Source organism: Xanthobacter agilis (genome assembly GCF_021730435.1).
Lineage (GTDB): Bacteria > Pseudomonadota > Alphaproteobacteria > Rhizobiales > Xanthobacteraceae > Xanthobacter > Xanthobacter agilis.
Window position 1 is genome coordinate 32,216 of sequence record NZ_JABWGX010000027.1, and the last position, 24,318, is coordinate 56,533.

Genomic DNA, 24,318 nt, shown 5'->3' on the forward strand with positions numbered 1-24,318 from the left:
AACTGAACGGTTTGGTTCATATTGGATGTAGCCGGGTGCCATCGATCATGCGAGATCTCTCCCCCTTATCCCGGGTTGCCACCTGCCTGCGGGGAAGCACGATCGCCGCTTCGCTGCTCTTCATGAACGGCTGCATGGTGGGGCCGGACTTCGAGGCACCCGATGCGCCGCGCGTGAGCGGCTACCTGCCTGAGGGCACGCCTCGTCCGACCACGTCCGCGGACGTCCATGGCGGCAGCAGCCAGGTCTTCCTCCGTGGCCGTGATCTGCCCGGCGAATGGTGGCGTGTGTTTCGCAACCGGCAGATCGACGCCTTCGTAGCGGAAGCGATCCGCAACCATCCGGACATCGCCGCCGCCCAGGCCGCGCTTCGGGCGGCGCGTGAAACCGCGCTGGCGGGGGAAGGCGCCCTGTTTCCGCAGGTGTCGGCGAGCGGCAGCGCCACGCGCGAGGTCGCATCGCTGGCGAGCCAGGGCGAGAGCGGCAACACCAGCCCCTACAATCTCTATAACGCCTCGGTCAGTGTCAGCTATGCGCTCGACGTGTGGGGCGGCACCCGCCGGCAGGTCGAGGCGCTGGAGGCGCAGGCGGATTACCAGCGCTTCCAGCTGGAGGCGACCTATCTCAGTCTCACCGCCAACGTGGTGACGGCGGCCATCACCGACGCCTCGTTGCGCGCGCAGATCGAGGCGACCAACGACATCATCAAGTCGGAGCAGGAACAGCTCAAGCTGGTCCAGCGCCAGTTCGAGCTTGGCGCGGTGACCCAGTCCGACGTGCTCTCGCAGCAATCCAATCTGGCCCAGACCCAGGCGACGCTGCCGCCGCTGCAGAAGCAGCTCGCCCAGCAGCGCAACCAGCTCATGGCCTATCTCGGCCGGCTGCCGAACGAGGACCGCGGCGAGCATGTGACCCTCGCCAGCCTCACCCTGCCGCGCGACCTGCCGGTGAGCGTTCCGTCCTCCCTGGTGCGGCAGCGGCCCGATATCGGAGCGGCGGAGGCAAACCTGCACAAGGCGACCGCCACGGTGGGCGTGAATGTGGCCAACATGCTGCCGCAGGTTCAGCTCACCGGCAGTTACGGCCGCGCCGGCCTCACCCCCGACAGCCTGTTCTCGCCGGGCGCCGCCGCCTGGAGCGTCGCGGGCAGTGTGGCCCAGACGGTGTTCGACGGCGGCACGCTCTACCACGACAAGGAATCCGCCGTCGCCAGCAACGAGCAGGCGCTGGCGCAATACAAGAGCACGGTCATCACCGCCTTCCGCGACGTGGCGGATTCGCTGCGCGCCATCGAGGCCGACGCCAGCACGCTGAAGGCCCAGCTCGCCTATGAGAAGGCGGCGCAGGAGAGCGTGAAGATCTCCCGCACCCAGTATCTCGCCGGCGCGGTGACCTATCCCTCGGTGCTTACCGCCGAGCAGAACTTCCAGCAGGCGGTGGTCGCCCGCGTGAAGGCGCAGGCCGCACGCTTCACCGATACCGCGGCGCTGTTCCAGGCCCTGGGCGGCGGCTGGTGGAACCGGGTGGACCAGACGGCGCAGGCCGAGCCCCGCACCAACGCCGGCTATTTCCAGGACCACTGACCGGGCCGCACCGCCCCCGCCAAGTCCCCTGAAATGCCCCCTCAAGACGCCCCCTGCGCCGCAACGGCAAGGAGATACGGCAGATGAAAAAACGGATGATCCTGATGCTGGCCGCCGTCGCCCTGGTCTTCGGGGCGCTCTACGGCTTCCAGCTCTTCAAGGCGAGCATGATCAGGCAGGCTCTGGCCTCGCTGCGCGACCCGCCGCAGACCGTCGCCACCACGGCGGCCGCGCTCACGTCCTGGCAGTCCACCGTCAAGGCGGTGGGCAGCGTGCGGGCCGAGGCGGGCGCCGATCTCGCGCTGGAAAGCTCGGGCACGGTCGCGAAGATCAACTTCAAGTCCGGCGACGAGGTGCGTGAGGGGCAGGTCCTGCTTCAGCTTCGCGACGACCAGGAAGTGGCCAATCTCGCCGCGCTGAAGGCGACGGCGGATGTCAGTGCCATCATCCTCAACCGCGACCAGGAGCAATTGAAGATCCACGCGGTGAGCCAGGCCACCATCGATAGCGACTCCGCCAACCTCAAGAAGGCATTGGCCCAGGTGACCGAGCAGCAGGCAGTGGTGGACAAGAAGACGCTGAAGGCCCCCTTCTCCGGCCGTCTCGGCATCCGCTCCGTCGATCTCGGCCAGTATGTAAGCGCGGGCACGACGGTGGTGACGCTCCAGTCCCTCAACCCCATCTTCATCGACTTCTATCTGCCGCAGCAGGCCCTCGCCGAGGTGAAGGCGGGGCAGACGGTGAAGGCCACGGTGGACACCTATCCCGGGCATGCGTTCGAGGGCACGGTGACGGCCATCAGTCCCAAGGTGGACGCCGCCTCGCGCAACGTGCAGCTGCGCGCCGAATTCAGGAATGACGATCACCGCCTCACCCCCGGCATGTTCGCGACCGTCGAGGTTGCGGTCGGCGCGCCGGACGAACTCGTGACCGTGCCGCAGACGGCCGTGACCGCCAATCCCTACGGCGACATCGTCTTCGTGGTGGAGAAGAAGGAAGGGTCGGCCACGGGCCTCGCCGCCCGGCAGGTGTTCGTGAAGACCGGCGCGACCCGCGGCGACCAGGTCGCCGTCACCTCCGGCATCGAGCCGGGCGACCAGATCGTCGTGGCCGGCCAGATGAAGCTGCATAACGGGTCGCAGGTCAGCGTCAACAATGCGGTGACGCCGGCCGACGATCCCGCTCCCACCATCGTCGATCGCTAAGCGGAGGCGCCCGTGTCATCCTTCACCGACATCTTCATCCGCCGGCCGGTGCTGGCGATCGTGGTCAGCCTGATGATCCTCGTGCTCGGCCTGCGCGCCATGGGCTCCATGCCCATCCTGCAGTATCCGCGCACGCAGAATGCCATCGTGACCGTCTCGACCACCTATCCCGGCGCCGATCCGGACGTGGTGGCGGGCTTCATCACGACGCCGCTGGAAAATGCCATCGCCCAGGCGAACGGCATCGACTACATGACCTCCACCAGCACCACCGGCACCAGCACCATCACCGCCAATTTGCGGCTCAACTACGATACCGGCAAGGCGCTGACCGAGATCAACACCAAGGTCAATTCGGTACTGAACCAATTGCCCTCCGGCACGCAGCAGCCGGTGCTGACCGTGAAGGTGGGCCAGACCATTGATGCCATGTATATCGGCTTCCGCAGCGAGGCCATCGCCGCCAACCAGATCACCGATTACCTGATCCGCGTGGTGCAGCCGAAGCTGCAGGCGGTACAGGGCGTGCAGACGGCGGAACTGCTCGGCAGCAAGACCTTCGCCATGCGCGCCTGGCTCGATCCGATCCGCCTCGCGGCCTATGGCGTGACGGCCTCGGAAGTCTCCACCGCGCTCAGCAACAACGACTACATCGCCAGCCTCGGCAACACCAAGGGCCAGATGGTACAGGTGAACCTCACCGCCTCCACGAGCCTGCACAACGTGGAGGAGTTCAGGAACCTCATCGTCAGGGAGGCGAACGGCGCCATCGTGCGCCTGAAGGACGTGGCCAACGTCACCCTCGGCTCCGACGACTATGATTCCGCCACTATGTTCAACGGGCGGGAGTCGGTCTATATCGGCATCCAGATTGCGCCCTCCGCCAATCTGCTGGACGTCATCAAGGGCGTTCGGGCGGTGCTGCCGGACATCGAGAGCCAGCTGCCCACCGGGCTATCCATGGGCGTAATCTACGATTCCTCCGCCTTCGTGAATTCCTCCATCGAGGAGGTGATCCACACACTGGTGGAGGCGCTCGCCATTGTCACTCTGGTGGTGTTCGCCTTCCTCGGCTCCTGGCGGTCGGTGCTCATCCCGGTCATCGCCATCCCGCTGTCGCTGATCGGCACCTTCCTGATGATGCTGGCCTTCGGCTTCAGCATCAATCTGCTCACGCTGCTGGCCCTCGTGCTCGCCATCGGCCTCGTGGTGGACGACGCCATCATCGTGGTGGAAAGCGTCAACCATCACATGGAAGAGGGGATGAGCGCCCTTCAGGCCGCCTTCGCCTCGGCGCGGCAGCTGGCCAGCCCGATCATCGCCATGACCGTGGTGCTGATCGCGGTCTATGTGCCCATCGGCTTCCAGGGGGGCCTCACCGGCGCCCTCTTCACCGAGTTCGCGTTCACGCTGGTGGGCGCGGTGACGATCTCCGCCATCGTGGCGCTGACGTTGACGCCGATGATGTCCGCCTACATGCTGAAGCCGGTGGACCATGCGGGCGGCGATCTGGAATCCCGCATGGTGTTGGCGGTGGACCGGGTGATGGGTGCCGTCACCGCCGCCTATTCCCGCTCGCTCTCGGGCGCGCTCAACTACATGCCCGTCACCGCCGTGTTCGCCGGCCTCGTGCTGTGCAGCATCTACTGGTTGTACGGCACGGCCCAGAGCGAGCTGGCGCCGGAGGAGGACCAGGGCATCATCCTGGCCCAGAGCATCTCCGCCCCCAACGCGACGCTGCAGCAGAAGCAACTCTACAACCGGCAGACCTTCGAAATCTTCGACAAGCATCCCGAGACCGAGACGGTCTTCCAGGTGGAGAGCACCGGCAGCAGCATCGCTGGCTGGGTGTTGAAGCCATGGGACGAACGCAAGGCCACCACCAAGACCCTCCAGCCCCTGATCCAGCAGGAGCTGAGTGAAGTCGCCGGCCAGAAGATCGTGGCATTCCAGACCTCACCTCTGCCGGGCTCCAACGGCTTGCCGATGCAGGTCGTCATCGGAACCTCGGATGGGTTCGACAAGCTCAACGAGGTGGCCGCGAAATTCATGCAGGAGGCGCTGGACACCGGCCTGTTCATCTTCCTCAACAACGATCTCAAGATCGACCAGCCGCAGGCCTCCATCGTCATCGACCGGGAGAAGACCTCCCTCCTCGGCCTCTCCATGAGCGACGTGGGCGGCGCGCTTTCCTCGCTGCTGGGCGGCGGCTATGTGAACTATTTCAGCCTCGACGGACGGTCCTACAAGGTCATCCCGCAGGTGAAGCAGGAGGCGCGGCTCAATACGGACCAAGTGCTTGACTATTACATGCGCATGAGCGACGGGACCATGATCCCGCTGTCGACGGTGGCGCGCATCGAGACCAAGACCGTGCCGGAATCCCTCAACCACTTCCAGCAGGTGAATGCCGCCACCATCGCCGGCGTGGTCGCGCCCGGGGTGACCACGGGCGATGCCATCACCGCGCTGAAGGATCTTGCGAAACGCACCCTGCCCACGGGCTACACGCTCGATTTCGGCGGCGCCTCACGGCAATACGTGCAGGAAAGCGGCGGCTTCGTCACCACCTTTGCCTTCGCGCTGATCGTGATCTTCCTGTCGCTGGCCGCGCTGTTCAACAGCTTCCGCGATCCCGTGGTGATCCTGCTGTCGGTGCCCATGTCGCTCGCCGGAGCGCTTCTGTTCATAAGCATCGGCATCGGCGGAGCCAGCATCAACATCTATACTCAGGTGGGACTGACCACCCTGATGGGGCTCATCAGCAAGCACGGCATCTTGATGCTGGAGGTGGCGAACGAGTTGCAGCTCGACGGCAAATCCAAGCGTGAGGCCATCATCGAGGCGGCCACGCTCCGCCTGCGGCCGATCCTGATGACAACGGCAGCCATGGTGCTCGGCGTCGTACCGCTGATCTTCGCCTCCGGCGCGGGCGCCGCCTCGCGCTACAATCTCGGCCTCGTCATCGCCACGGGCCTCGCCATCGGCACCCTGTTCACACTCTATGTGGTGCCCACTGCCTATGTGCTGATGGGCCAGACCCACCGCCGCGAAGAAGGCGAAGGCGCGGCAGCTCCGGCTCCAGCTCCGGCCGAATAGGCCTCGGCTGGAGCCGGCATGGTCTCGTCGGCGGAAGCGAGATATGCAGCAAGCGCTTGCCCATATAGATCTTCGGAGGCTCTCCGGTCATCGGATGACCACAGCTAGTCCGGCGCCACGGTGCCGGCTTGAGCCGCGATCTCATCGCACTGACCTTCGGCGGCCAGATCGCGGATTGCCGTTTTTGGGTCGGCGTCGATCTGATCCAGCGCCAGCAGGAGCGACGCGACCCGGTTTGCCGAAGATGTCCATTCGGCAAGGTGGGCATAGCTGTCGGGAATCCAATTGAAGGCGCTCTGCACGATGACGAACGCCGCCGCCGCCTGAACCACTTCACCAAGGCTCATCAAGCCGGATAGGTACTTCGGCGTGCACAGCAGCAGACCGACAATCGGCGTCAGCAGCAGGTTGGTCTGCGAAACCAGGGTCATCCGCATGAGCTGCCAGCAGAGCAGACGCCATTGCGAAATCACCTTTGTCAGGGCCGCGCCGATGGTGCGGTGTCCGTCCTGCCGCCCGTCAGGCACTGCAGTGCCTTCACCGTGGGCCCGCAAATTGGCGCCGATCGAGCGCAGCTCCGCTTCGGCGCGTTTGCTCTCCGCCATCACCCGCATCAGATGGCGGCCGATGAGCATCATCGCGGCGGTGCTCAGGATGGAATAGGCCACCACCGAAATCACGAGGTATCCCGGAATGGAAAGCGTGAACCCGTCGGTGGTGACATCGAGGCTGCCGCCCACGCTCCAGAGAACGCCGATGAAGGTCCCGGCGGTGAGAACGGATGAAATCAGGCCGACCACAAGGTCAACGGGCAGATCTGTCGCGACCTTCCCGTCCTCGGCGATCCGATATTCAGGAGTCTGATGCTCGCCCAGCATGTATTGGAGCTGGACCGAGCGACCGTTTCCAAGCCAGAAATCATAAAGATGCCTGCCCAGCCACGCGCGCCATTCGCGCTGCGTGGTCATGCGGACCCAGACCGAGGCGATGGCGAGAGCGATGCTCGCGGCCGCAAGCGGGATGAAATGCACGGCTTGCACCCAGAGCGCCATGCCGTCCCTTCGCTCAAGGGCATTGAAGAAATAGCGGTTCCAGAAGTTCAGTTCATACTGGGTCAGAAGCTGGAGAAATATGGTGGCCACCATCACGGCAACCAGCAGCCAGGCGCGCCAAGCCGAGCGGCCCCGCCAGAATCCCGTTGCGCTTTCCCAGAACCGCCCGAGCAAGCGCCTTTGATCGGGAGCGAGATAGGGATCAAGCAACATCAAATCGATCCGAAAAATGCCGGCTCCCATGCCCGCGGCCGCCAGACCACACACCGGCGGCTCATCCGAGAGGGGGGCGGCGCGCGCAAGAAGGCGCCAAGTCGAAGCCTGACCCGCGCAGCGCGCATCCGCACCCGGCGGCGCCGGGCGGCCCTCCACGGGCGGTCTTTTGCGGCCTGTGATCTCGTGTTCTGCGCGAGCAGGGTCATTGGGCCTCCGTTACCGCGAGACGCCGGCGGCAATGGGCGCCGCAGCAACAGGAGACGCGCAACGGCATCGCGTCTTCTCCTGTTGTCGAGACTTTACTCATCTAAGAAGCGGCGCACGGTTTCGCAATTGCACGCGGCGTCGCGTCGCTCCGCTTCGCGGTGCCGCTGCGCCCCGTTCACGCTGTCCGGAGGCCGGCGCCCTGTTCAGCCGTGGGGTAATCTGCCACTATCGGTGTCGGGTTCGTCCGCATTGGAAAGGAACGAACACCTGCGGCCACCGCGGCGCTTGAAACCGCGGTCCCGGATATGGAATCGAACCGAATTCGGCCTTGTCCTGGGGCATCCGCTTCCGGCCGCACCGCACGGGGGGCACACGCGATGAATCGGAATCTTCTCTACCTCGTTATTGGGGCGCTCGTGGTCGTCATCGCGGTCGTAGGCTACCAGCTTTACAAGGAGCAGCAAAAGCCTTCCGGTATCGAGATCAATCTCGGAAAGAACGGGATTTCCATCGAGGAGAAGTAGTGACACCCTGCATGCGCCGGGTGGGTGGCCACTCCGTCGGGTGCGGGGCGACGGAATTGCGCGGCGAGCCGATCGCGTCTGGGGCCCTGCCAAGGAAGAGCGCGCCATGCCGGTGAAAGTCCGCTTTGTCATCTTCCTGCGCGACGACTTCACGGGCCGGTTTCTGACCCGCCGGCAAAGGGGCGAGCGGCAAAGGGGCGAGCGGCAGAGTGGCGACCGGCGGACGACGCGGCCGGAGGCTTTCACCGGCGTGCGCAACGCCGCCTCTCCCCGCAGGCGCGTGCTGGAGATAGGCACCGCCGCGATCCGGTCGCGCCCGGTACCGCGCGCGCACTTAAGAGCGCGCGCATTTTCCGCCGTATATCGAGCATGCAGCATCGTCGCGGACTGAGGGGCGCACCGTGAACGTGATCGACGCACCGCCCCAGGACAAGCGGTCTGACGACCTGCGCACCTTCTGGGTGCAGACGCCTGAAGTGGTCTGCACCCGCCTCCATTGCGGGACCGCCGGCCTGACCTCGGACGACGCCCAGCGGCGGCTTGCGGAATACGGGCCCAACAGCGATGTCGAGGCGCGATCCGTCAGCCCTACGCGGGCGATCTTGCGGCGGCTGCTGGAACCCCTCTCCTTGATCCTGCTCGCGGCCGGCATCGTCTCGGTGGCGACCGGCGATGGGGTCGGCGGGTCGATCATCGTGGTGATCCTGATGGTCTCCATCGGGCTCGACACGCTGCAGGAGGGCCACGCCGCCAAGACCGCGGAGATCCTGCGGCGGTCGGTGGCACTCAAGGCCGAGGTCAGGCGCGACGGCGCCTTCCGCGAGATCGAGGTGGACCATGTGGTGCCCGGCGACATCCTGCGGGTGCGAGCCGGCGACATCATCCCCGCCGATGCACTGATCCTGGAGAGCCGCGCCTTCACCGCCGGCGAAGCCGCCCTGACCGGGGAGCCCTATCCGGTGGAAAAGCGCGCGGGGCCCGCCGCGGGGGCAAGCCCCGGCGAGGCGTCGAATGCCCTGTTCCGCGGCGCGGTGGCGCAGACCGGGGAGGCGCTCGCGCTCGCCGTCGGCACCGGGCGGAACACCGTGTTCGGCGCCGCCGCCTCGGCGCTGGCGCAGGCGCAGGAGCCCTCGCCATTCGAGCGCGACCTGCACCAGTTCGGCCTGATGATCGCCCGCCTGACCCTTGCTCTGGTGCTGGTGGTGCTCGCCACGCGGGTGCTGCTCGGGCGGCCGGCGTTGGATTCGCTGATGTTCGCCGTGGCGCTGGCGGTGGGCCTCACCCCCGAGCTCCTGCCCATGATCACCACCGTCACCCTCGCCCGCGGCGCCATGCGGATGGCGCGGCGCAAGGTCATCGTCAAGCGCCTGGCCTCGATCCACGATCTCGGCGCCATGACGGTATTGTGCACCGACAAGACCGGCACCCTGACCTCGGCCGAGATTTCGCTCGCCCGCAGCCTCGACGCCGCGGGTACCGACGATCCGCGGGCAGCCCGGCTCGGCGCCGTCGCGGCCGACCTCGGCGGTGATCGCGGCGCGCTCGATGCCGCGCTGGTGGCGGGTTCCGCGGATGCCGCGAAAGGCTGGACCCTGTGCGGCCGGCACGCCTTCGATTTCTCGCGCCGGCTCGGATCGGTGCTGGCCATCGGGCCGGAGGGCCCGCTGCTGATCGTCAAGGGCGCGCCCGAGGCGGTGGTGGCGCTGTGCACGGCGCAGCGGCGGGGCGGCGCCATCGCACCCCTGGACGAGACCCAGCGGGCGGCGGCGCTCGACCGTGTCCATGCCCTGGCGCGGGATGGGCTGCGCACCATCGCCATCGCCTCCCGCCCGTGGTCGGGCGCCACCCACGAGGTGGAGGCGGCAGACGAGCGAAACCTCATCTTCGAGGGGCTGTGCGCGTTCGCCGATCCACCCAAGGCCACGGCGGCGGCGGCCATCGCCCGGCTCGGCGCCGCCGGGATTCGGCTGAAGATCCTGTCCGGCGACGATCCGGTCGTGGTGAAGCGCCTGGCCGGCCTCGTCGGGTTGAACGCCGAGACCGTGCTGTCGGGCACCGACATCGCCGCGCTCAGCGACGACGCGCTGGCGGTCCGGGTGCGCAGCGTGGACGCCTACGGGCGGCTCGCGCCGGACCAGAAATCCCGCATCGTGAAGGCCTTGCAGGCCGGGGGCGCGGTTGTCGGCTATCTCGGCGACGGCATCAACGACGCGCCGGCGCTGAAGGCCGGTGACATCGGGCTGTCGGTGGCGGGAGCGACCGGCGTCGCCCAAGCCGCCGCCGACATGATCCTGCTCGCCTCCGACCTGGAAGTGGTGGCCGATGGCGTCCAGGAGGGCCGGCGGACCTTCGTCAACATCCTCAAATATGTGCGCATGGGGGCGAGCTCGAACTTCGGCAACATGCTGTCCATGGCGGTCGCCTCCATCGCCTTGCCGTTCCTGCCCATGCTGCCGACGCAAATCCTCCTCAACAACCTGCTCTACGATCTCTCGGAAGTCGGCATCCCCCTGGACGATGTCCGCGCCGAGGCGACCCAAAGGCCGCAGGTTTGGGACATGCCGGCCCTCATGCGGTTCGCCGGCGTAATGGGACCGCTCTCCTCCCTGTTCGATTTCCTGACCTTCGGCGCGCTGCTGTTCGTGTTCCACGCCACCCCGGACCAGTTCCGGACCGCATGGTTCCTGGAATCCATGGCGACGCAGATCCTCGTCATCTTCATCATCCGCACCAATGGCCGCCCCTGGCGGGACCTGCCCGGTCCGGCGCTGGCCGTCTCCTCGCTGGCGGCGCTGTTGGTGGCGCTGGCGCTGCCCTTCACGCCCCTGGGTGACTGGTTCGGCTTTGTGGCCCCACCGCCGGGCATGCTCGCCGGCATTGCCGTCGTCGTGGTCGTCTATCTCGTCTGTGCGGAGGTGCTGAAGCCCCTGGCCCTGCGCCGACGGCGCCGGACGCGCGGGACGCATCGGCGTTGAGCCGCGTAGAGCGGGGCGTGCAAGATTGAGTAGTTTCCGACCCTGCTCTTTCGGCTTTCCCGCGCGCTAACGTGCGGACGGTGCGGTTCCCCCGCCGCGGCATGCCGCGATCGCGCCCTACCGGCGGCGGCGTTCTGCCGCCGGTAGACTGTCCGGCCGCGCCCACCGGGAGATCCAGACATGGTGTTCACCCATAATACGCTGTCGGAGAACATCCGGGTCCAGTCGGTCGAACTGTTGAACCGTCACCTCGCCGCGGCCATCGATCTGCACGCCCAGGTCAAGCACGCCCATTGGAACGTACGGGGGCCGGGCTTCATCGCCGTCCACGAGCTGTTCGACAAGGTGGCGGGAGAAGTGGACGCCTATACCGACCAGATTGCCGAACGGGCCGGCGCTCTCGGCGGCGTCGCGCGCGGTACCGTCCAGACCGCGATGGAGCGCTCGTTCCTCACCACCTATGCCCTCGACATCGCCGACCCGAAGGAACACGTCTTTGCCGTTGCCGCGACGCTGGCCGCGTTCGGCCAGTCAGCACGGGAGGCCAGCGACCTGGCGGCGGGCTTCGGCGACGCGAACACCGCCGACCTGTTCACCCACATCTCGCGCGGGCTCGACCAACAGATCTGGCTGGTCGAATCCCATATCGATCCAGAGCAATGAAAACGATTTCGACTTCCGCGAACCTATTCCACCGCCATGGGCGCCGCCTCCAGCACGCGGAGCTGACCGTGTTCCGGCTCGACCGGCATTCGACGGTCGCACCGATCAACCGCGCCGCCTCGACCCGCGCGGTGCGCATCGACGTCTGGGTGAATGAAGGGGGAGCGGGGGGCGACGTGGGCCGATGACCGCGCTGCGGATCCTCATTGTGGAAGACGATGCCGTCATTGGCATGCACCTCGCCGAAGTCCTGGAGGGGATGGGGCATGACGTCTGCTCCATCGAGGCCACCGAAGCCGGTGCGGTGGCGGCCGCCGATCGCGACCGACCGGATCTGATGATCGTCGATGCGTGGCTGCAGGACGGCAGCGGCGTCTGCGCGGTCAAGACCATATGCCGGAACGGACATGTGCCGCATGTCTTCATCAGCGGTGATGTCGCGCGCGTCAAGGCCGCCCTGCCGGCGGCGGTCGTGGTCCAGAAGCCGTTTCGGGAGGATGTTCTCGCCCGCATCATCCAGCACGTCATCGACGATATGGTCGCGCCCCGGTCTCCATGACGACCGCCGCGCGGGAGGCGATGCCCGCCCGCGACGCCCCTTTACCTGCGGCGCCCACCGATCGGCGCGGGCAGCCGCACCGACGCAGCCAGGATCAGGGGCGTCCGAAATTCAGTCCCTGGAGGCCGCCCACCAGCCACAACACGAGGATGATGAGCAACAGAAGGCCGAGCACGCCGCCCAGCCCGCGACCGCCGTAGCGGTTGAAGCCGTAATAGCCGCCGCCGCCAAACAGTAAAATCAGAATGACGATGATGAGTAAGGTCGACACGTTCGGACCTCCATGGATTGAGTTTACAATTTGGGCCGATCTTCGGCCCTGCCCCGTCGGAGTGTTCGCAGGCGTCGGACGCGTGGGAAATCACGCCATGGACACACGCCGTCATCTCAAGCTCACTTTATCCGGTTGAGAGCGAGGCGGCAGGCTCGGAAACTACTTAGAGCGAATGATTTAAGGCGAATGGTCGGGCGCCAATGATTTGCCGCGAGTGATTTGGCATATGCGGGCGCCAGCCCGCAGCGGAAGTCCCGCGGCGATACCCCGTTCCAGCTCCCGAACATCAGGCGTTCAAGCCCCCGGAGCATATCGCGCCCGAGGCCAGCCCGGCACCGAGGGGAGACGCCGTCGCCGATCGACAACACCTGCCCCCTGCCTGTGAGTATTTTCCGATACTGGCGCCATTGGCGTTCCGTTGCAAGTATCGATGCGACGGCGCCAGTATCCGATCGTGACGTCTTGGACGTTCCGGCGACGCGGACCACCTGTCCGCACCTTTGGCTCGTACCGCGAACGACCGGAAGCCACCCCCCATGCGCGCCTGACGCATTCGCGCCCAGCATCTTCGCTTCACGCGAAACTGCAGCAACGGAGACATCTGACATGAACAAGGATCGTATCGAAGGCGCTGCCAAGCAGGCCAAGGGCGCGGTCAAGGAGACCGTGGGCAAGGTTCTCGGCGACACCAAGCTCACGGCCGAGGGCAAGAGCGACAAGGTCGAGGGCAAGATTCAAAATGCCGTGGGCGGCATCAAGGACGCGCTCAAGGAGTAGACGGCTCAAGAAATGAACCTGCTCATTCAAGGCGGATAAGCCTGATGCCCCTCTGCGAAGTCGCTACAATAATAAGGACATGAAATGATACGGTCGACACAGATTCTCGCAGGCGCCTTCATCCTCACTGCCGCCTTCAGCGCTCCCGCGTTTTCGCAGGGCGCGCCACAGACCCTGAGCCTCATGAAGGTGGATCCGGCATCGCTGGCCACCGGCTATCGCACCTCGAAGGTGGTTGGCAGCACAGTGCTCAATGAAGCCAACGAAAAGGTCGGAACCATCGACGATCTGATCGTCACGCCCAGCGACAAGGTGCCTTTTGCCGTGCTCTCGGTCGGCGGCTTCCTCGGCGTCGGCAACAAATATGTCGTGGTGCCGTTCAGCGCCCTTGAGGTGCGCGATAAGAAGATGGTGCTTCCGGGAGCGACGAAGGAGTCCCTGAAGAGCCTTCCGGAGTTCAGCTACGTCCATTGACCCCTCCGCTTCGGAGCGGCCTGGGCGCTTGAAGCCGCAGGCCAGCCGGAGCGTTTCGGATGCGGCCCATGGGCGACCCCAGTCTCATGGGGCGAGGCTGGCCTCATGACGTGAGGCCGCCGTCGTCCAGCAAAGCCCCGCGCCCCACTGCCGATGCGTCCTGGCCGGTCCGTATCCGGCACAATGGCGTTCTGCGGTGGGGTAAGCCCTTTGCCCCAAACTCAATCCCCTGAGTCGATCCTCTGGAACGCGGCCGCCGCCTGGCCCGCGCTCCACCGGACGACCACCGCACCGCCAGGTTTGGCCCACCTCAGGTGAACGGCTCCCCGGTTCCCTTCCAGGCGGCGGCGAGCGCCAGGCGGGCCAGGGCGGGCAGGGATTTCGCACCGGTCTTCCTCATGATCGCCGCGCGGTGATTCTCCACCGTGCGTTGGCTGATGCCGAGGTCGGCGGCGATGTTCTTGCTGGGATGCCCGGCCAGCACCAGGTCCAGGATCTGGCGCTGCCGGTCGGTCAGGGACGCCAGTTGTTCCGCTGCGGCCGCGTGCCAGACGGGCGGCGCATCCGCGTCGCGTGCCTGCTCCAACGCCCGCTCGACGCTGGCGATCAGCTCCCCGCGTCCGACCGGCTTTTCGATGAAGTCGAAGGCGCCGGCCTTCATCGCCTGAACCGCCATCCGCACGTCGCTGTTGCCCGTGATCATGATCGCGGGCAACCCATGGCCCGCATCGCGCATCCGTTGCAGCAGTTCGAGCCCCTTCATGCCGGGCAGGTAGGCATCGATGAGCAGGCAACCGTCGCGGCCCGGGCGATAGGCGGCGAGAAAGGCTTCGCAGCTGTCGTAGTCCTCGACGGTGCGGCCATCCTCCTCCAATACGCCGCGCACGCTTTGCCGCACCTGGTCGTCATCGTCCACGATGAAGATGACCGGCGGGCGCGGGGGCGCGGGGTCCCCGGCCGCGGCGGGCGTGTGCTCGGCTACCGGCGGCGGCGGGCCGCGGAGCAGGTCCCCCACGACACGCGCCAGATCGCCCCCCTTCACCGGCTTATTGAGCTGCAGGCAGTCATGGGCCGCGATGTCGCGCAAAGTGTCCATCGAGATATCGCCAGTCACGATCGCAACGGGAATCTGGCGCCGCAGCCGGGTCCGCAGCCGTTCCGCAGCTTCGAGGCCGGTCATGCCGTTGGGCAGGTTGTAGTCGGCGAGGATGAGGTCGGGCCGGATCGCGCCCCGCGCCACCATCTCCAGGGCGCCGGCGCCGTCCGCGGCGGCGGTCACGACGTGTCCTTCACCGGTCAGAAGGAGATCGAGCAGGGCGCGCAGGTCGGGATCGTCCTCGATCACCAGGATCGCCGCCTTCCGTCCAACCTGCTCCTGGATCCGCCCCTCGGATGCGTGCTCAGCGGCCTGAGGCTCCGGAACACTGTGCGCACGCGCGACGTCGATGGAAAAAACCGAGCCGCGACCGGGCAGCGAGCGCACGTTCACGGGGTGATCGAGCAGGAGGCCGAGCCGCTGCACGATGGACAGGCCCAGCCCGAGGCCGAGGTTGCGTTCGCGGGCCGCATTGTGAAGCTGGTGGTATTCCTCGAATATCGCCTGGAGTTCGGTGGCGGGAATGCCGATCCCGGTGTCCCAGACCTCGATGCGCAGCCGCGACCCATGCCTGCGGCAGCCGACCAGCACGCGACCGCGCGGGGTATATTTCAGCGCGTTCGAGATGAGGTTTCGCAGCATCTGCTCCAGGAGGTGCGGATCGCTGTCCACGGACAGTCGACACGGGATCACACGCAAGGTCAGCTTCCTGGCGCGCGCGTGATAGGTCAGTTCCTCCCTCATCCGGTCGAGCAGATCGTTGATCGGGAAACTGACCACGTCCGCATGGACGGTACCGGCCTCGATCTGGTTGATGTCGAGCAACGCGTTGAGCATCCCCGACATGGCGCTCACCGTCTCGTCGAGACGCTTCACCAGCCGCTCGGCCTTCTCCCCCTCCACCACCTTCGACAGGAGCCCCTGGAGCAGGACCAGCGACTGTAGCGGCTGGCGCAAATCGTGGCTCGCGGCGGCGAGGAAGCGCGACTTGGCGATGTTGGCCAGTTCCGCTTCGCGCCGTGCCGCCTCCAGCGCATCGCCCGCCCGCCGGCGCTCGGTGATGTCGACGAAGGTGATGACGACGCCGTCGACGCCGTCGTCCCGGGTCCGATAGGGCAGGATGCGGCGGATGTACCACGCCCCGTTGCGCGCCTCGATCTCCCGCTCGCGCGGCGCGCGAACCTCCAGAACCGCCCGGATGTCGGCCATCAGCGTCCCATCGTCGGCCAGCGAGCTGAGGTCCGACAGCGGCCGCCCCACATCGCTCGGGATGACGCTGAAGAGGGAGCGGGTGGCCGGGGTGAAGAAGCGGATCTTCAGCTCGGTATCGAGGAACAAGGTCGCCACGTCGGTGCTGTAAAGCACGTTCTGCAGATCGCTCGAGGTCGTGCGCTGCCGCTCCAGCGTTTCCTGAAGCTGGCCGTTCAGGGCCGTGAGCTCCTCGTTCAGGGACTGCAACTCCTCCTTGGAGGCCAGAAGCTCCTCGTTGGTGGACTGGAACTCCTCGTTGACCGACAGCGCCTCTTCGTTGACCGCCTTTTGCTCCTCGCTGGAAAGCTCCAGATTGCGGATGGCGCTCTCAAGCTCGGTGCGCATGGCCTCAAGCTCGCGCTCCAGCTCGGCCACACGGGGCAGATCCCGTTCCGGCGGCGGCCGGGCGGGCCGCCTCCGGCCGGTCGCCGGGGCTTCGAGAAAGCAGACCAGCAGCAGGTCCTCGCCCTCGCTCTCGACCGGGTGCACGGCGATGCTGAAGGCGACCGGCTTGCCGTCGCGGTGGACGCGGCCGCCGTCCACCGCCACCTGCGTCTTCTCCTGGCTGGCCCGCTGGATCGCGGCCCGGAGCTTGGTGCGCACGCCCTCCCGCGCCATGGAGAGCAGATCGTGGGCGGGCTGGCCCGGAGCCAGCCGCAGATAGGCATCGGTGGACCCCAGGTAATAGAGGCACTCATATTTGCGGTTGATCAGCACCGCCGCCGGCGCATAATTCTCCAGGATCAGGCGCCGGCAGAGTTCGGCGAGCGCCGTCTGGCGGGATGGTGAAGGCAGCTGGGCCGGGCGCACGGAAAGGCTCTCGCTGTCCGAGGTGCCGATCGAGAAGTTCAGATCCCCCCGCCGGCGCTGCCCGGTGCGCCGGTAGAGCCGCGCGGGCTTGGAGACGATCTCGAACCTTGTATCGGCGCTGCCAACCTCTTCCGAGGTGCCGAGCAGGAGCAGACCACCCTCGAGCAGCGCAAAATGGAACAGTGAAATGATCTTGGCCTGCGCCTCGGGGCCCATATAGATCAGGAGATTGCGGCACGAAATGACGTCCAGGCGCGAAAAGGGCGGGTCCGCCAGCACGTTCTGCACGGTGAACACCACCATGGCGCGCAGCTCGGGCGCGATCCGGAAGCCTTGCACGTCCTTCGAGAAGAAGCGTTCGAGCCGCTCGGGCGAGAGATCGTCTGCGATCGCCCGAGGATAGAAACCGTCCCGCGCCAGGGCGACCGCGTCGGGATCGATATCCGAGGCAAAGACCTGAAGGCGGATGCCGCGCCCCGCCGCCGCGAACGCCTCGGAGAACAGCATGGCCAGGGAATAGGCTTCCTCACCGGTGCTGCAGCCCGGCACCCAGACGCGCAGCGGGCGATCGAGGGGATGGGTGCGCACCAGATCGGGAATGACCTTCTCGGCGAGGAACTCGAACACCTTCGGATCACGGAAGAAGCTGGTGACGTTGATCAACAGGTCCTTGGCCAGAAGCTCAAGCTCGGCCGGGTTGTTCCGCAACAGCTCAAGATACCGATCCATCTCGTCGATGCCAATCGACGCCAGCGCCATGCGCCGTTCGGTCCGGCGCTGCAGCGTGCCGGGCTTATAGAGGGTGAAGTCGAACGTCGTGCTGGCCCGCAGAAGATCGAGGATCTGCGCCAGAGCGCTGGTCATGGGCGGATCGGCCGGCGGCGCGCCGCGCGTCAGCAGCGCTTCGGGGATCTTCGCCACCGGCAGCACAAGCTCCACGGCGCCGGCGGCGATCGCGTTGCGCGGCATGCCGTCGTAATCCGCCTCCTCCGGATCCTGGGCGATGGTGAGGCCGCCCTTGTCCTTCAGTGCTTTCAGGCCGAGGCTGCCGTCGGCGCCGGTGCCCGAGAGGATCACGCCGATGGCGCCGGCGCCGTATTCGGCCACCAGCGACTTCAAGAGGAAATCGAACGGGAGCCGCGCGCCGTGCGGCGCATCCGGCGCCGACAGGCGCAGGTGTCCGGCTTCGACCGACAGATAGAACCCGGGCGGGATGATATAAAGATGATAGGGTGCGATCGGCATGCCATCGGCGGCCTGGCGCACCGTCATCGACGTGTGCGGCGCCAACAGGGCCGCCATCATGCTCTCATGGGTCGGATCGAGATGCAGCACTAAAATGAGCGCCATCCCGTGATCGCGGGGAAGGGCCGCAAGCAGCCTTTTTGAGGCCTCCAGGCCGCCGGCCGAGGCCCCCACTCCGACGACCGGGACACCTTCGCCCGCCAGCGGATGCCTCCTCGATGGGGCCGCGACCGTGCGAACCGCGGGCGTGGGCAGCTGTGGCATTCGCTCTCTTCCACCCCGATCACAGGAAACGCATGCGAGCGCCTCTCAGCTTATTCCGTTATCGTATAAATTGTATCGAAGAAATCTACACGGGATTCGTGATGCCGATCAAGCCGGTAGCGGCGCTTTGGCCGGGACGCGAGGGGCGCCACGGCACCACGACTTGCGCCGCGACACCACGCATCGGCACGATCAGACGCGCGATGGCGGCGGGACCGCGCGGACCCATCATTCAGGGATAGCTAGAAAAAGGATGGATAGCCCATCATGGGAAGAAGTCGAGATATGATGGCGCCCAGACAGACGAGAACGACGAGCAGCTTGAGAAGATAGGCCAGCCGCGCATCCGGACAAAACTTATCTATGACCCAGAACAGGATTGCGCCAACGACGACAATGATCAAAATTCCAATAACCAAGCTGATCATGGCGTTTTTCCTGCCGGTTCTTTTACGCTTTCATGCGTAAAATGCAGATTAAAACAGTATAATATGCGTGATCATGTCTTGATGACGCAGCCGATGGCGAGGATCGCGTAAGCAAGGAACACAAACCAGAAGCCATAGAGCGTGAAGAAGGGGATAAGCACGATATGGCCGAGAAGCGCGAGAGCGGCCAGGACTAGGGAGACGATGAAAACCGGTACTGAGGGTGCGTGCGGTGTCATGTCCGTCTCCCCTGTCCCCACGCCACCACGAACGAAGTGGTTGGCCACGCATTCGCCATTCATGAAAGTCAATTTTGAGCGTGAAGGAACCTGCCCGTGGGGTTTCCCCAGCCCAGGCATTGGGAAACACCTTCCTGCCCCCTGGTACCGAGCTTGAGCGAGCGGTTCCAGTTCTGCCCCTGCACGGATCAAGACCCGAGATATAGATATCACAATCCCGCGTTCCCCGCCATGCTGAAGCGCTCGCCCGCGAAGATCTCTCCCGCCGGTGGGCCGTCGGCGCGCCGGAGCGGGAAGGCCCCTGGGCCGAGGGCCGGCCGGCTGGCGCCGCCGTCATTCCTCGTCGGCGAAGAAGTCCTCGTCCAGGCGCTTGAACTCGACGGCGCGGGTGAGGCGGACGCCGACGTTGTGCTCGATCATCAGGTCGGCGAGCTGCTGGCCGTCGATGAGGATGACGCGCTGGGTGAGGTGGCGCACGAAATCCCGCGCCTGAGTGCTGAAGGCGGAGGTGGTGACGAACACGCCCTTGGTGGCGCCGAAGCCCACCAGGCTGCCGACGAAGCCCTGCACGTCCGGCCGCCCCACCCCATTGCCCGGCGCATAGCGTTTGGCCTGGACATAGACGCGGTCGAGGCCCAGCCGGTCTTCGTTGATGACGCCATCAACCCCGCCGTCGCCGCTGCGGCCGAGCTGCCGGGCGGCGGCGGGGGCGGCGCGGTGCCGACCGCGTTTTCCCCGGCACTCTCGCCGGGGCCGCGATAGAAATCGCGGAAGACGGGATCGGTTTCCAGCAAGGTCACGTCGATGCGCGGCGGGGCGCGGGCGAGCAGCGCCCGCCCGGCCACGCCCCGGCGCATCCATCAGGCCGGCGCGGGGGTGAGCGTGCACGCGCAGCGGACCACGGCCGCGAGGCGGTCGATCGGTTTCGATGCGGCGGACGATTTCGGATTGCGCTCCTGTCGTCGCAATAGGCGCAGGAAGCTCCTTGAGGTCGCGGAGGTTGATTTCTTGTTGGGCAACACCCTTCACATCGCCAAGTCAGCTTGGTTCTGGTGTCGGCTACGCCGCCACATCGATGCCGTCGCCGACCCTGTGGGCCTCCTCCGGTGTCTTGCCGGCGCGGGCCGAGTTGGGCCTCGCGCCGTTATAGGTAGTGATCCACCGGCCGATCCCGGCCCACGCCTCGGAGCCAGTCTCGAAAGCCTTGAGGTAGGTGCACTCGTATTTCAGGGAGCGCCAGAGCGCTCGATGAACATATTGTCTCTACCAGCGGGCGAAGACCACGCAGGCCATGAGGCGCCGCACGCGCTTGCGTCCTACCGCGTGGCCCTGCCGGAGCCACACCGTGGCCATCCCCTCGACCACCTGCTTCTTTCGGGCGTTAATCATGGTCTGGTGGACGCTATGCTTGGCGGCCAACTGCGCTACCGCCTGTTCCCCGCGGAGCGCCTCCAGGGCCACCTTCGCCTCGCAATCCGCGGAATGCCGCTTCCTTTTCCCCGGCGCTCGTCCGTCCCTCAGGCCGAACCGAGCTTAGCTCCCCGTCCAATTTTCGGGGACCACTCGCACCCGCGTGGGCTGAGGGAGCATCTATCCAACTGACAGCACGGCAAGCGACAGCCTGCCCCAGCCATGAGAAGCCAGACGCCCATGAGCGCATCGGTTTGCTTTTGGTCAATGGGGAAGGAGCTCGCGGACCCATAGCGGGCGGCCCGGGTCCAATTATCAGCGTTATCACTCTTTAGGAGTGGTGGGCGCACAAGGGCTCGAACCTTGGACCCGCTGATTAAGAGTCAGCTGCTCTACCAACTGAGCTATGCGCCCGTTCCGAGTTGCCCCGGAAGAGGTCGCCGATGTAACAAACCCCTCGGGGGCTGGCAAGCCTCTTCCCATGAAAAAATGCAGCCGCCTGGGGATAACTCGGCCGCGGCAGGGATCGGCGAGGCCCCGCCTCGCGCCCTCGTGCGGGGCTGGCGCACGCCGCGCCGCCACAGCGTGTCACAGGGACGAGACGAGGTGTCCACCGTCCACCACCAGGGCGCTTCCGGTCATGTATTGCGACGCCTCGGAACACAGGAACAGCAGCGGCCCCGCCAGATCCTCCGGCCGGCCCAGCCGCCGGCTCGGGATCCGGCGCACCAGCGCCTGCCCGGCCTCGGTGGCGAAGAAGGCGCGGTTGATGTCGGTCTCCACATAGCCGGGACACAGGGCGTTGGCGCGAATGCCGTAGCGCGCCCATTCCAGCGCCATGGAGCGGGTGAGCTGCACCAGGCCCGCCTTGGAGGCCGCATAGGCCGCCACCTGCCCCGCCACCCGATGCCCCAGGATGGACGCCACATTGACGATGTTGCCGCCGCCGTCCTGCGCCATGCGCCGCGCCGCCGCCTGCGCGACCAGGAAGGCGCCCTTGAGATTGGTCTCGACCACCCGGTCCCACTCGGCTTCGCTCATGTCGAGAAGCGGCACGGTGGCCGTGACGCCGGCATTGTTGACCAGCACGTCCAGCCGCCCGAACCCCTCGGCCACCCGCGCCACCGCCGCCGCCACCGCGCCGGCGTCGGTCACGTCGAGCGCCACCGGCATGGCGCGGCCACCGGCCGCGGTGATCCGTTCGGCAAGCGCGGCGCAGGCCTCCACCTGGCGCGCGCCCAGGGCCACCCTGGCCCCCGCCGCCGCCAGCCGCTCGGCGAAGAAGGCACCAAGACCCTGCGATGCGCCGGTGACCAGCACCGCGCGATTCTCCAGCGAGACCTGAAACCCCATGGGTGCCTCCCCCGCGCCGGCGGCGCCTTGCGTTTCCACGGCGCCCGTTGGCGCGCCGCTCGCCAACCATTTTTTGAGCGAGCGCTCGTTTTATTAGGTGAGCACCGCCGGCGGAGCAAGCTTTGCATGGCGCTTTTCGCGGCCCGCAACACGACCGCGCCGGGAACCATATTTCCCGGAGGCCGCGCCGCTCTTCTTCACGGCCGAAGCCGAGGCGGGCGGCATCGAAGCTTTCCGTAAATTTGTGCTAAGCACAATTCCGCGCTTGCGCATGCTGCAATGCCGTCATTGATTTGCAGCCGATTTGCTCTAGGCGTGAAAATCATGGACGGGGATAGAGAGAGGGCTCTCATGTTTTCGCTGGCGGGGCAGAAGGCGCTTGTCGTGGGCGTGGCGAATGACCAATCCATCGCGTGGGGCTGCGCTAAGGCGTTCCGCGAGCAGGGGGCGGATCTTGCCATCACCTATCTCAACGCCAAGGCCGAACCCCATGTCCGGCCGCTGGCCGAATCCATCGGGGCCGAGCTGATCCTGCCCCTCGACGTCACCGACGACGCGCAGCTGGATGCGGTCTATGCCGCCATTGCGGAGCGCTGGGGCCGACTGGACACGGTGCTGCATTCCATCGCCTTTTGCCCGCGCGAAGACCTGCACGGTCGCGTGGTGGACTCCTCCCGCCAGGGTTTCGCCATGGCCATGGACGTCTCGGTGCACTCCTTCCTGCGCATGGTGCGCCGCGCCGAGCCGCTCATGACGCGCGGCGGCACCTGCATGACCGTCTCCTTCTACGGCTCCGAGAAGGTGGTGGAGAATTACAACATCATGGGCCCGGTGAAAGCCGCGCTCGAAGCCTCCGTGCGCTACGCGGCGGCGGAGCTGGGCGAGAAGCGCATCTCGATCCATGCGCTCTCGCCGGGACCTCTGAAGACCCGTGCCGCTTCCGGCATCGCCGAGTTCGACGAACTGCTGGAACTCGCCGCCGAGCGCGCACCCACGCACCTGCTCGCCACCATCGAGGACGTGGGCGCCTATGCCGCCTTCCTCGCCAGCCGCGAGGCCGCCAATGTGACCGGCGGCGTGCATCTCATCGATGGCGGCTACAGCATCATCGGCTGACCATCCCGCTCCGCGCGCCGGCCCCCCAGCCGCGCCTTCGCCAGGCAGGGAAACCGACGTTCCTTCCCGGACCAATCCAAGGTAAGGTGCCACCGCATGATGCGCGAAAACAAGACCTTCGACGAGCTCAAGCCGGGTGACAGCGCCGAACTGCGCCGCTCCTGCACCACCGACGACCTGATCGTCTTCGCCAATGTCTCCGGCAACCACAACCCCATGCACCTGCCGAACCAGGACATCGACGGGGACGGCAAGGAAGACGTGGTGGTGGCGCCCTCCATGTGGGTGGGCTCGCTGATTTCCGCGGTGCTGGGCAATGTGCTGCCCGGCCCCGGCACCCTCTACCGCACCCAGACGTTCCGCTTCCATGCCCGCGCGTCCGCCGGCGACGAGCTGAACGCCAAAGTGTCCGTGATCGACAAGGACCCCGACGGGTCGGTGCGCCTCTCCACCGAGGTCAGGCGCGTGTCGGACGGGCTGCTGCTCGTGGAAGGCGAAGCGGTGGTGCAGGCGCCCAAGGCCAAATACACCTATGAGGAACAGGAGCTGCCGGGCTTGGTGGTGCAAAGCCACCGCCATTTCGACGCGCTGCTGCAGCGGGCCGAAGCCCTGCCGCCCCTGTCGGTGGCGGTGGTGGCGCCGGAGGAGCCGGCGTCCCTCGGCGGCGCCCTGCTCGCCATGCGGGAAAAGCTCATCACCCCCATTCTGGTGGGCAGCGCCCGCAAGATCGAAGCCGCGGCCAAGACCCTCGGCCTGAGCCTCGACGGCGTCGAGGTCATCGACGTGCCGGAGAATGCCGCCGCCGCCAACGCGGCGGTGGACATCGTAGCGGACGGTCGCGCCCAGGCCCTCATGAAAGGCCACCTGCACACCGACGAGCTGCTGAAGGCGGCGCTGCGCAAGGAGCGGGGCCTTCGGATCGGCCGCCGCTTCACCCACATCTTCGTCATGGACGTGCCGGGCCTGTCGCATCCGCTGCTGGTGACCGACGCCGCCATCAACATCGCGCCCGACCTGCTCACCAAGATGGACATCTGCCAGAACGCCATCGATCTCGCCATCTCGCTGGGCATCGAGACCCCGAAGGTGGGCGTGCTCTCGGCGGTGGAGACGGTGAACCCGGCCATTGCCTCCTCGGTGGACGCGGCGCTGCTGTCCAAGATGGCCGAGCGCGGCCAGATCACCGGTGGCCTGGTGGACGGGCCGCTCGCCATGGACAATGCGGTGGACATCACCGCCGCCCGCATCAAGGGCATCCTCTCGCCGGTGGCCGGCCGGGCCGAGGTGCTGGTGGTGCCGGACCTCGACGCCGGCAACATGCTGGCCAAGCAGCTCACCTTCATCTCCCACGCCGAGGCGGCGGGCCTGGTGATGGGCGCCAAGGTTCCGATCATCCTCACCTCGCGCGCCGACGGCGAGAAGGCGCGGCTCGCCTCCTGCGCGGTGGCGGTGGTGCATCAAGCCCGCATGGCGGCGGTGGCCAAGGAGGCCGAGTGAC

Annotated in this window: 20 protein-coding genes, 1 tRNA gene and 1 pseudogene; 13 read left to right on the plus strand and 9 right to left on the minus strand. The window is 66.5% G+C overall.

Features of this window, described 5'->3' with window-relative positions; translation table 11 throughout:
* Positions 1–47: 47 nt before the first annotated feature.
* The 3 genes from HUW53_RS17580 to HUW53_RS17590 all read left to right on the plus strand — a co-directional run bounded on the left by HUW53_RS17580 (position 48) and on the right by HUW53_RS17590 (position 5,887).
* The gene (locus HUW53_RS17580; RefSeq protein ID WP_237347062.1) at positions 48–1,583 is read left to right on the plus strand and encodes an efflux transporter outer membrane subunit; all 1,536 of its coding nucleotides are present in this window, start codon (positions 48–50) and stop codon (positions 1,581–1,583) included.
* A gap of 83 nt (positions 1,584–1,666) precedes the next feature.
* Positions 1,667–2,788 (plus strand): efflux RND transporter periplasmic adaptor subunit, encoded by a 1,122-nt coding sequence (locus HUW53_RS17585; RefSeq protein WP_237347063.1) that lies wholly within the window; start codon positions 1,667–1,669, stop codon positions 2,786–2,788.
* 72 nt (positions 2,789–2,860) lie between these two features.
* Positions 2,861–5,887 (plus strand): efflux RND transporter permease subunit, encoded by a 3,027-nt coding sequence (locus HUW53_RS17590; RefSeq protein WP_237347085.1) that lies wholly within the window; start codon positions 2,861–2,863, stop codon positions 5,885–5,887.
* A 104-nt stretch (positions 5,888–5,991) separates the two neighbouring features.
* Here HUW53_RS17590 and HUW53_RS17595 read toward each other — a convergent pair whose 3' ends face one another.
* On the minus strand, positions 5,992–7,311 hold the full coding sequence (locus HUW53_RS17595) for an SbmA/BacA-like family transporter (protein WP_237347064.1): 1,320 nt from the start codon (positions 7,309–7,311) through the stop codon (positions 5,992–5,994).
* Positions 7,312–7,739: 428 nt separating this feature from the next.
* Here HUW53_RS17595 and HUW53_RS17600 point away from each other — a divergent pair, with 428 nt between their 5' ends.
* The 6 genes from HUW53_RS17600 (at position 7,740) to HUW53_RS17625 (ending at position 12,083) form a co-directional block, all read left to right on the plus strand.
* Positions 7,740–7,886, plus strand: coding sequence for a hypothetical protein (locus tag HUW53_RS17600; RefSeq protein ID WP_237347065.1), 147 nt, complete (start codon positions 7,740–7,742; stop codon positions 7,884–7,886).
* Between the two features lie 106 nt (positions 7,887–7,992).
* Complete coding sequence (locus tag HUW53_RS17605) at positions 7,993–8,277, plus strand: hypothetical protein (RefSeq protein WP_237347066.1); 285 nt, start codon at positions 7,993–7,995, stop codon at positions 8,275–8,277.
* 70 nt (positions 8,278–8,347) lie between these two features.
* The gene (gene mgtA / locus HUW53_RS17610) at positions 8,348–10,861 is read left to right on the plus strand and encodes a magnesium-translocating P-type ATPase (protein WP_307500395.1); all 2,514 of its coding nucleotides are present in this window, start codon (positions 8,348–8,350) and stop codon (positions 10,859–10,861) included.
* A 180-nt stretch (positions 10,862–11,041) separates the two neighbouring features.
* Positions 11,042–11,524 carry a DNA starvation/stationary phase protection protein Dps gene (gene dps / locus HUW53_RS17615; RefSeq protein WP_237347067.1) on the plus strand — a complete coding sequence of 161 codons (483 nt, stop codon included), beginning with the start codon at positions 11,042–11,044 and terminating at the stop codon, positions 11,522–11,524.
* Positions 11,521–11,712 carry a hypothetical protein gene (locus HUW53_RS17620; RefSeq protein ID WP_237347068.1) on the plus strand — a complete coding sequence of 64 codons (192 nt, stop codon included), beginning with the start codon at positions 11,521–11,523 and terminating at the stop codon, positions 11,710–11,712. Before dps ends, HUW53_RS17620 begins: the two co-directional genes overlap by 4 nt.
* Positions 11,709–12,083 (plus strand): response regulator, encoded by a 375-nt coding sequence (locus tag HUW53_RS17625; RefSeq protein WP_237347069.1) that lies wholly within the window; start codon positions 11,709–11,711, stop codon positions 12,081–12,083. The genes HUW53_RS17620 and HUW53_RS17625 overlap by 4 nt, the downstream gene beginning before the upstream one ends.
* Positions 12,084–12,177: 94 nt before the next feature.
* Here HUW53_RS17625 and HUW53_RS17630 read toward each other — a convergent pair whose 3' ends face one another.
* Positions 12,178–12,354, minus strand: a complete 177-nt coding sequence (locus tag HUW53_RS17630) for a DUF3309 family protein (protein WP_237347070.1) — start codon at positions 12,352–12,354, stop codon at positions 12,178–12,180.
* 609 nt (positions 12,355–12,963) lie between these two features.
* Here HUW53_RS17630 and HUW53_RS17635 point away from each other — a divergent pair.
* Together HUW53_RS17635 and HUW53_RS17640 are read left to right on the plus strand one after the other, a co-directional pair.
* Positions 12,964–13,134, plus strand: coding sequence for a CsbD family protein (locus HUW53_RS17635; RefSeq protein ID WP_237347071.1), 171 nt, complete (start codon positions 12,964–12,966; stop codon positions 13,132–13,134).
* Positions 13,135–13,218: 84 nt separating this feature from the next.
* Positions 13,219–13,608 (plus strand): PRC-barrel domain-containing protein, encoded by a 390-nt coding sequence (locus tag HUW53_RS17640; protein WP_237347072.1) that lies wholly within the window; start codon positions 13,219–13,221, stop codon positions 13,606–13,608.
* Between the two features lie 310 nt (positions 13,609–13,918).
* Here HUW53_RS17640 and HUW53_RS17645 read toward each other — a convergent pair whose 3' ends face one another.
* The 7 genes and pseudogenes from HUW53_RS17645 to HUW53_RS17675 all read right to left on the minus strand — a co-directional run bounded on the left by HUW53_RS17645 (position 13,919) and on the right by HUW53_RS17675 (position 21,704).
* Positions 13,919–18,274, minus strand: coding sequence for a chemotaxis protein CheB (locus HUW53_RS17645; protein WP_370877811.1), 4,356 nt, complete (start codon positions 18,272–18,274; stop codon positions 13,919–13,921).
* Positions 18,275–18,516: 242 nt separating this feature from the next.
* Positions 18,517–18,702, minus strand: coding sequence for a hypothetical protein (locus HUW53_RS17650; protein ID WP_237347073.1), 186 nt, complete (start codon positions 18,700–18,702; stop codon positions 18,517–18,519).
* A 71-nt stretch (positions 18,703–18,773) separates the two neighbouring features.
* Positions 18,774–18,941, minus strand: a complete 168-nt coding sequence (locus HUW53_RS17655; protein ID WP_237347074.1) for a hypothetical protein — start codon at positions 18,939–18,941, stop codon at positions 18,774–18,776.
* A 333-nt stretch (positions 18,942–19,274) separates the two neighbouring features.
* Positions 19,275–19,970, minus strand: coding sequence for a restriction endonuclease (locus HUW53_RS17660; protein ID WP_237347075.1), 696 nt, complete (start codon positions 19,968–19,970; stop codon positions 19,275–19,277).
* Between the two features lie 30 nt (positions 19,971–20,000).
* Positions 20,001–20,203, minus strand: a pseudogene (locus HUW53_RS22140) (integrase core domain-containing protein); the annotation flags it as partial.
* 486 nt (positions 20,204–20,689) lie between these two features.
* A tRNA-Lys gene (locus tag HUW53_RS17670) sits at positions 20,690–20,765 on the minus strand.
* A gap of 174 nt (positions 20,766–20,939) precedes the next feature.
* Entirely contained in the window at positions 20,940–21,704 is a 765-nt protein-coding gene (locus HUW53_RS17675) for an SDR family NAD(P)-dependent oxidoreductase (RefSeq protein WP_237347076.1), read from the minus strand.
* 351 nt (positions 21,705–22,055) lie between these two features.
* On the opposite strand from HUW53_RS17675, the gene fabI reads away from it, so the two are divergent.
* Positions 22,056–22,820, plus strand: coding sequence for an enoyl-ACP reductase FabI (fabI, locus tag HUW53_RS17680; RefSeq protein WP_237347077.1), 765 nt, complete (start codon positions 22,056–22,058; stop codon positions 22,818–22,820).
* Positions 22,821–22,916: 96 nt separating this feature from the next.
* Complete coding sequence (locus HUW53_RS17685) at positions 22,917–24,317, plus strand: bifunctional enoyl-CoA hydratase/phosphate acetyltransferase (RefSeq protein WP_307500332.1); 1,401 nt, start codon at positions 22,917–22,919, stop codon at positions 24,315–24,317.
* Position 24,318 lies beyond the last annotated feature (1 nt).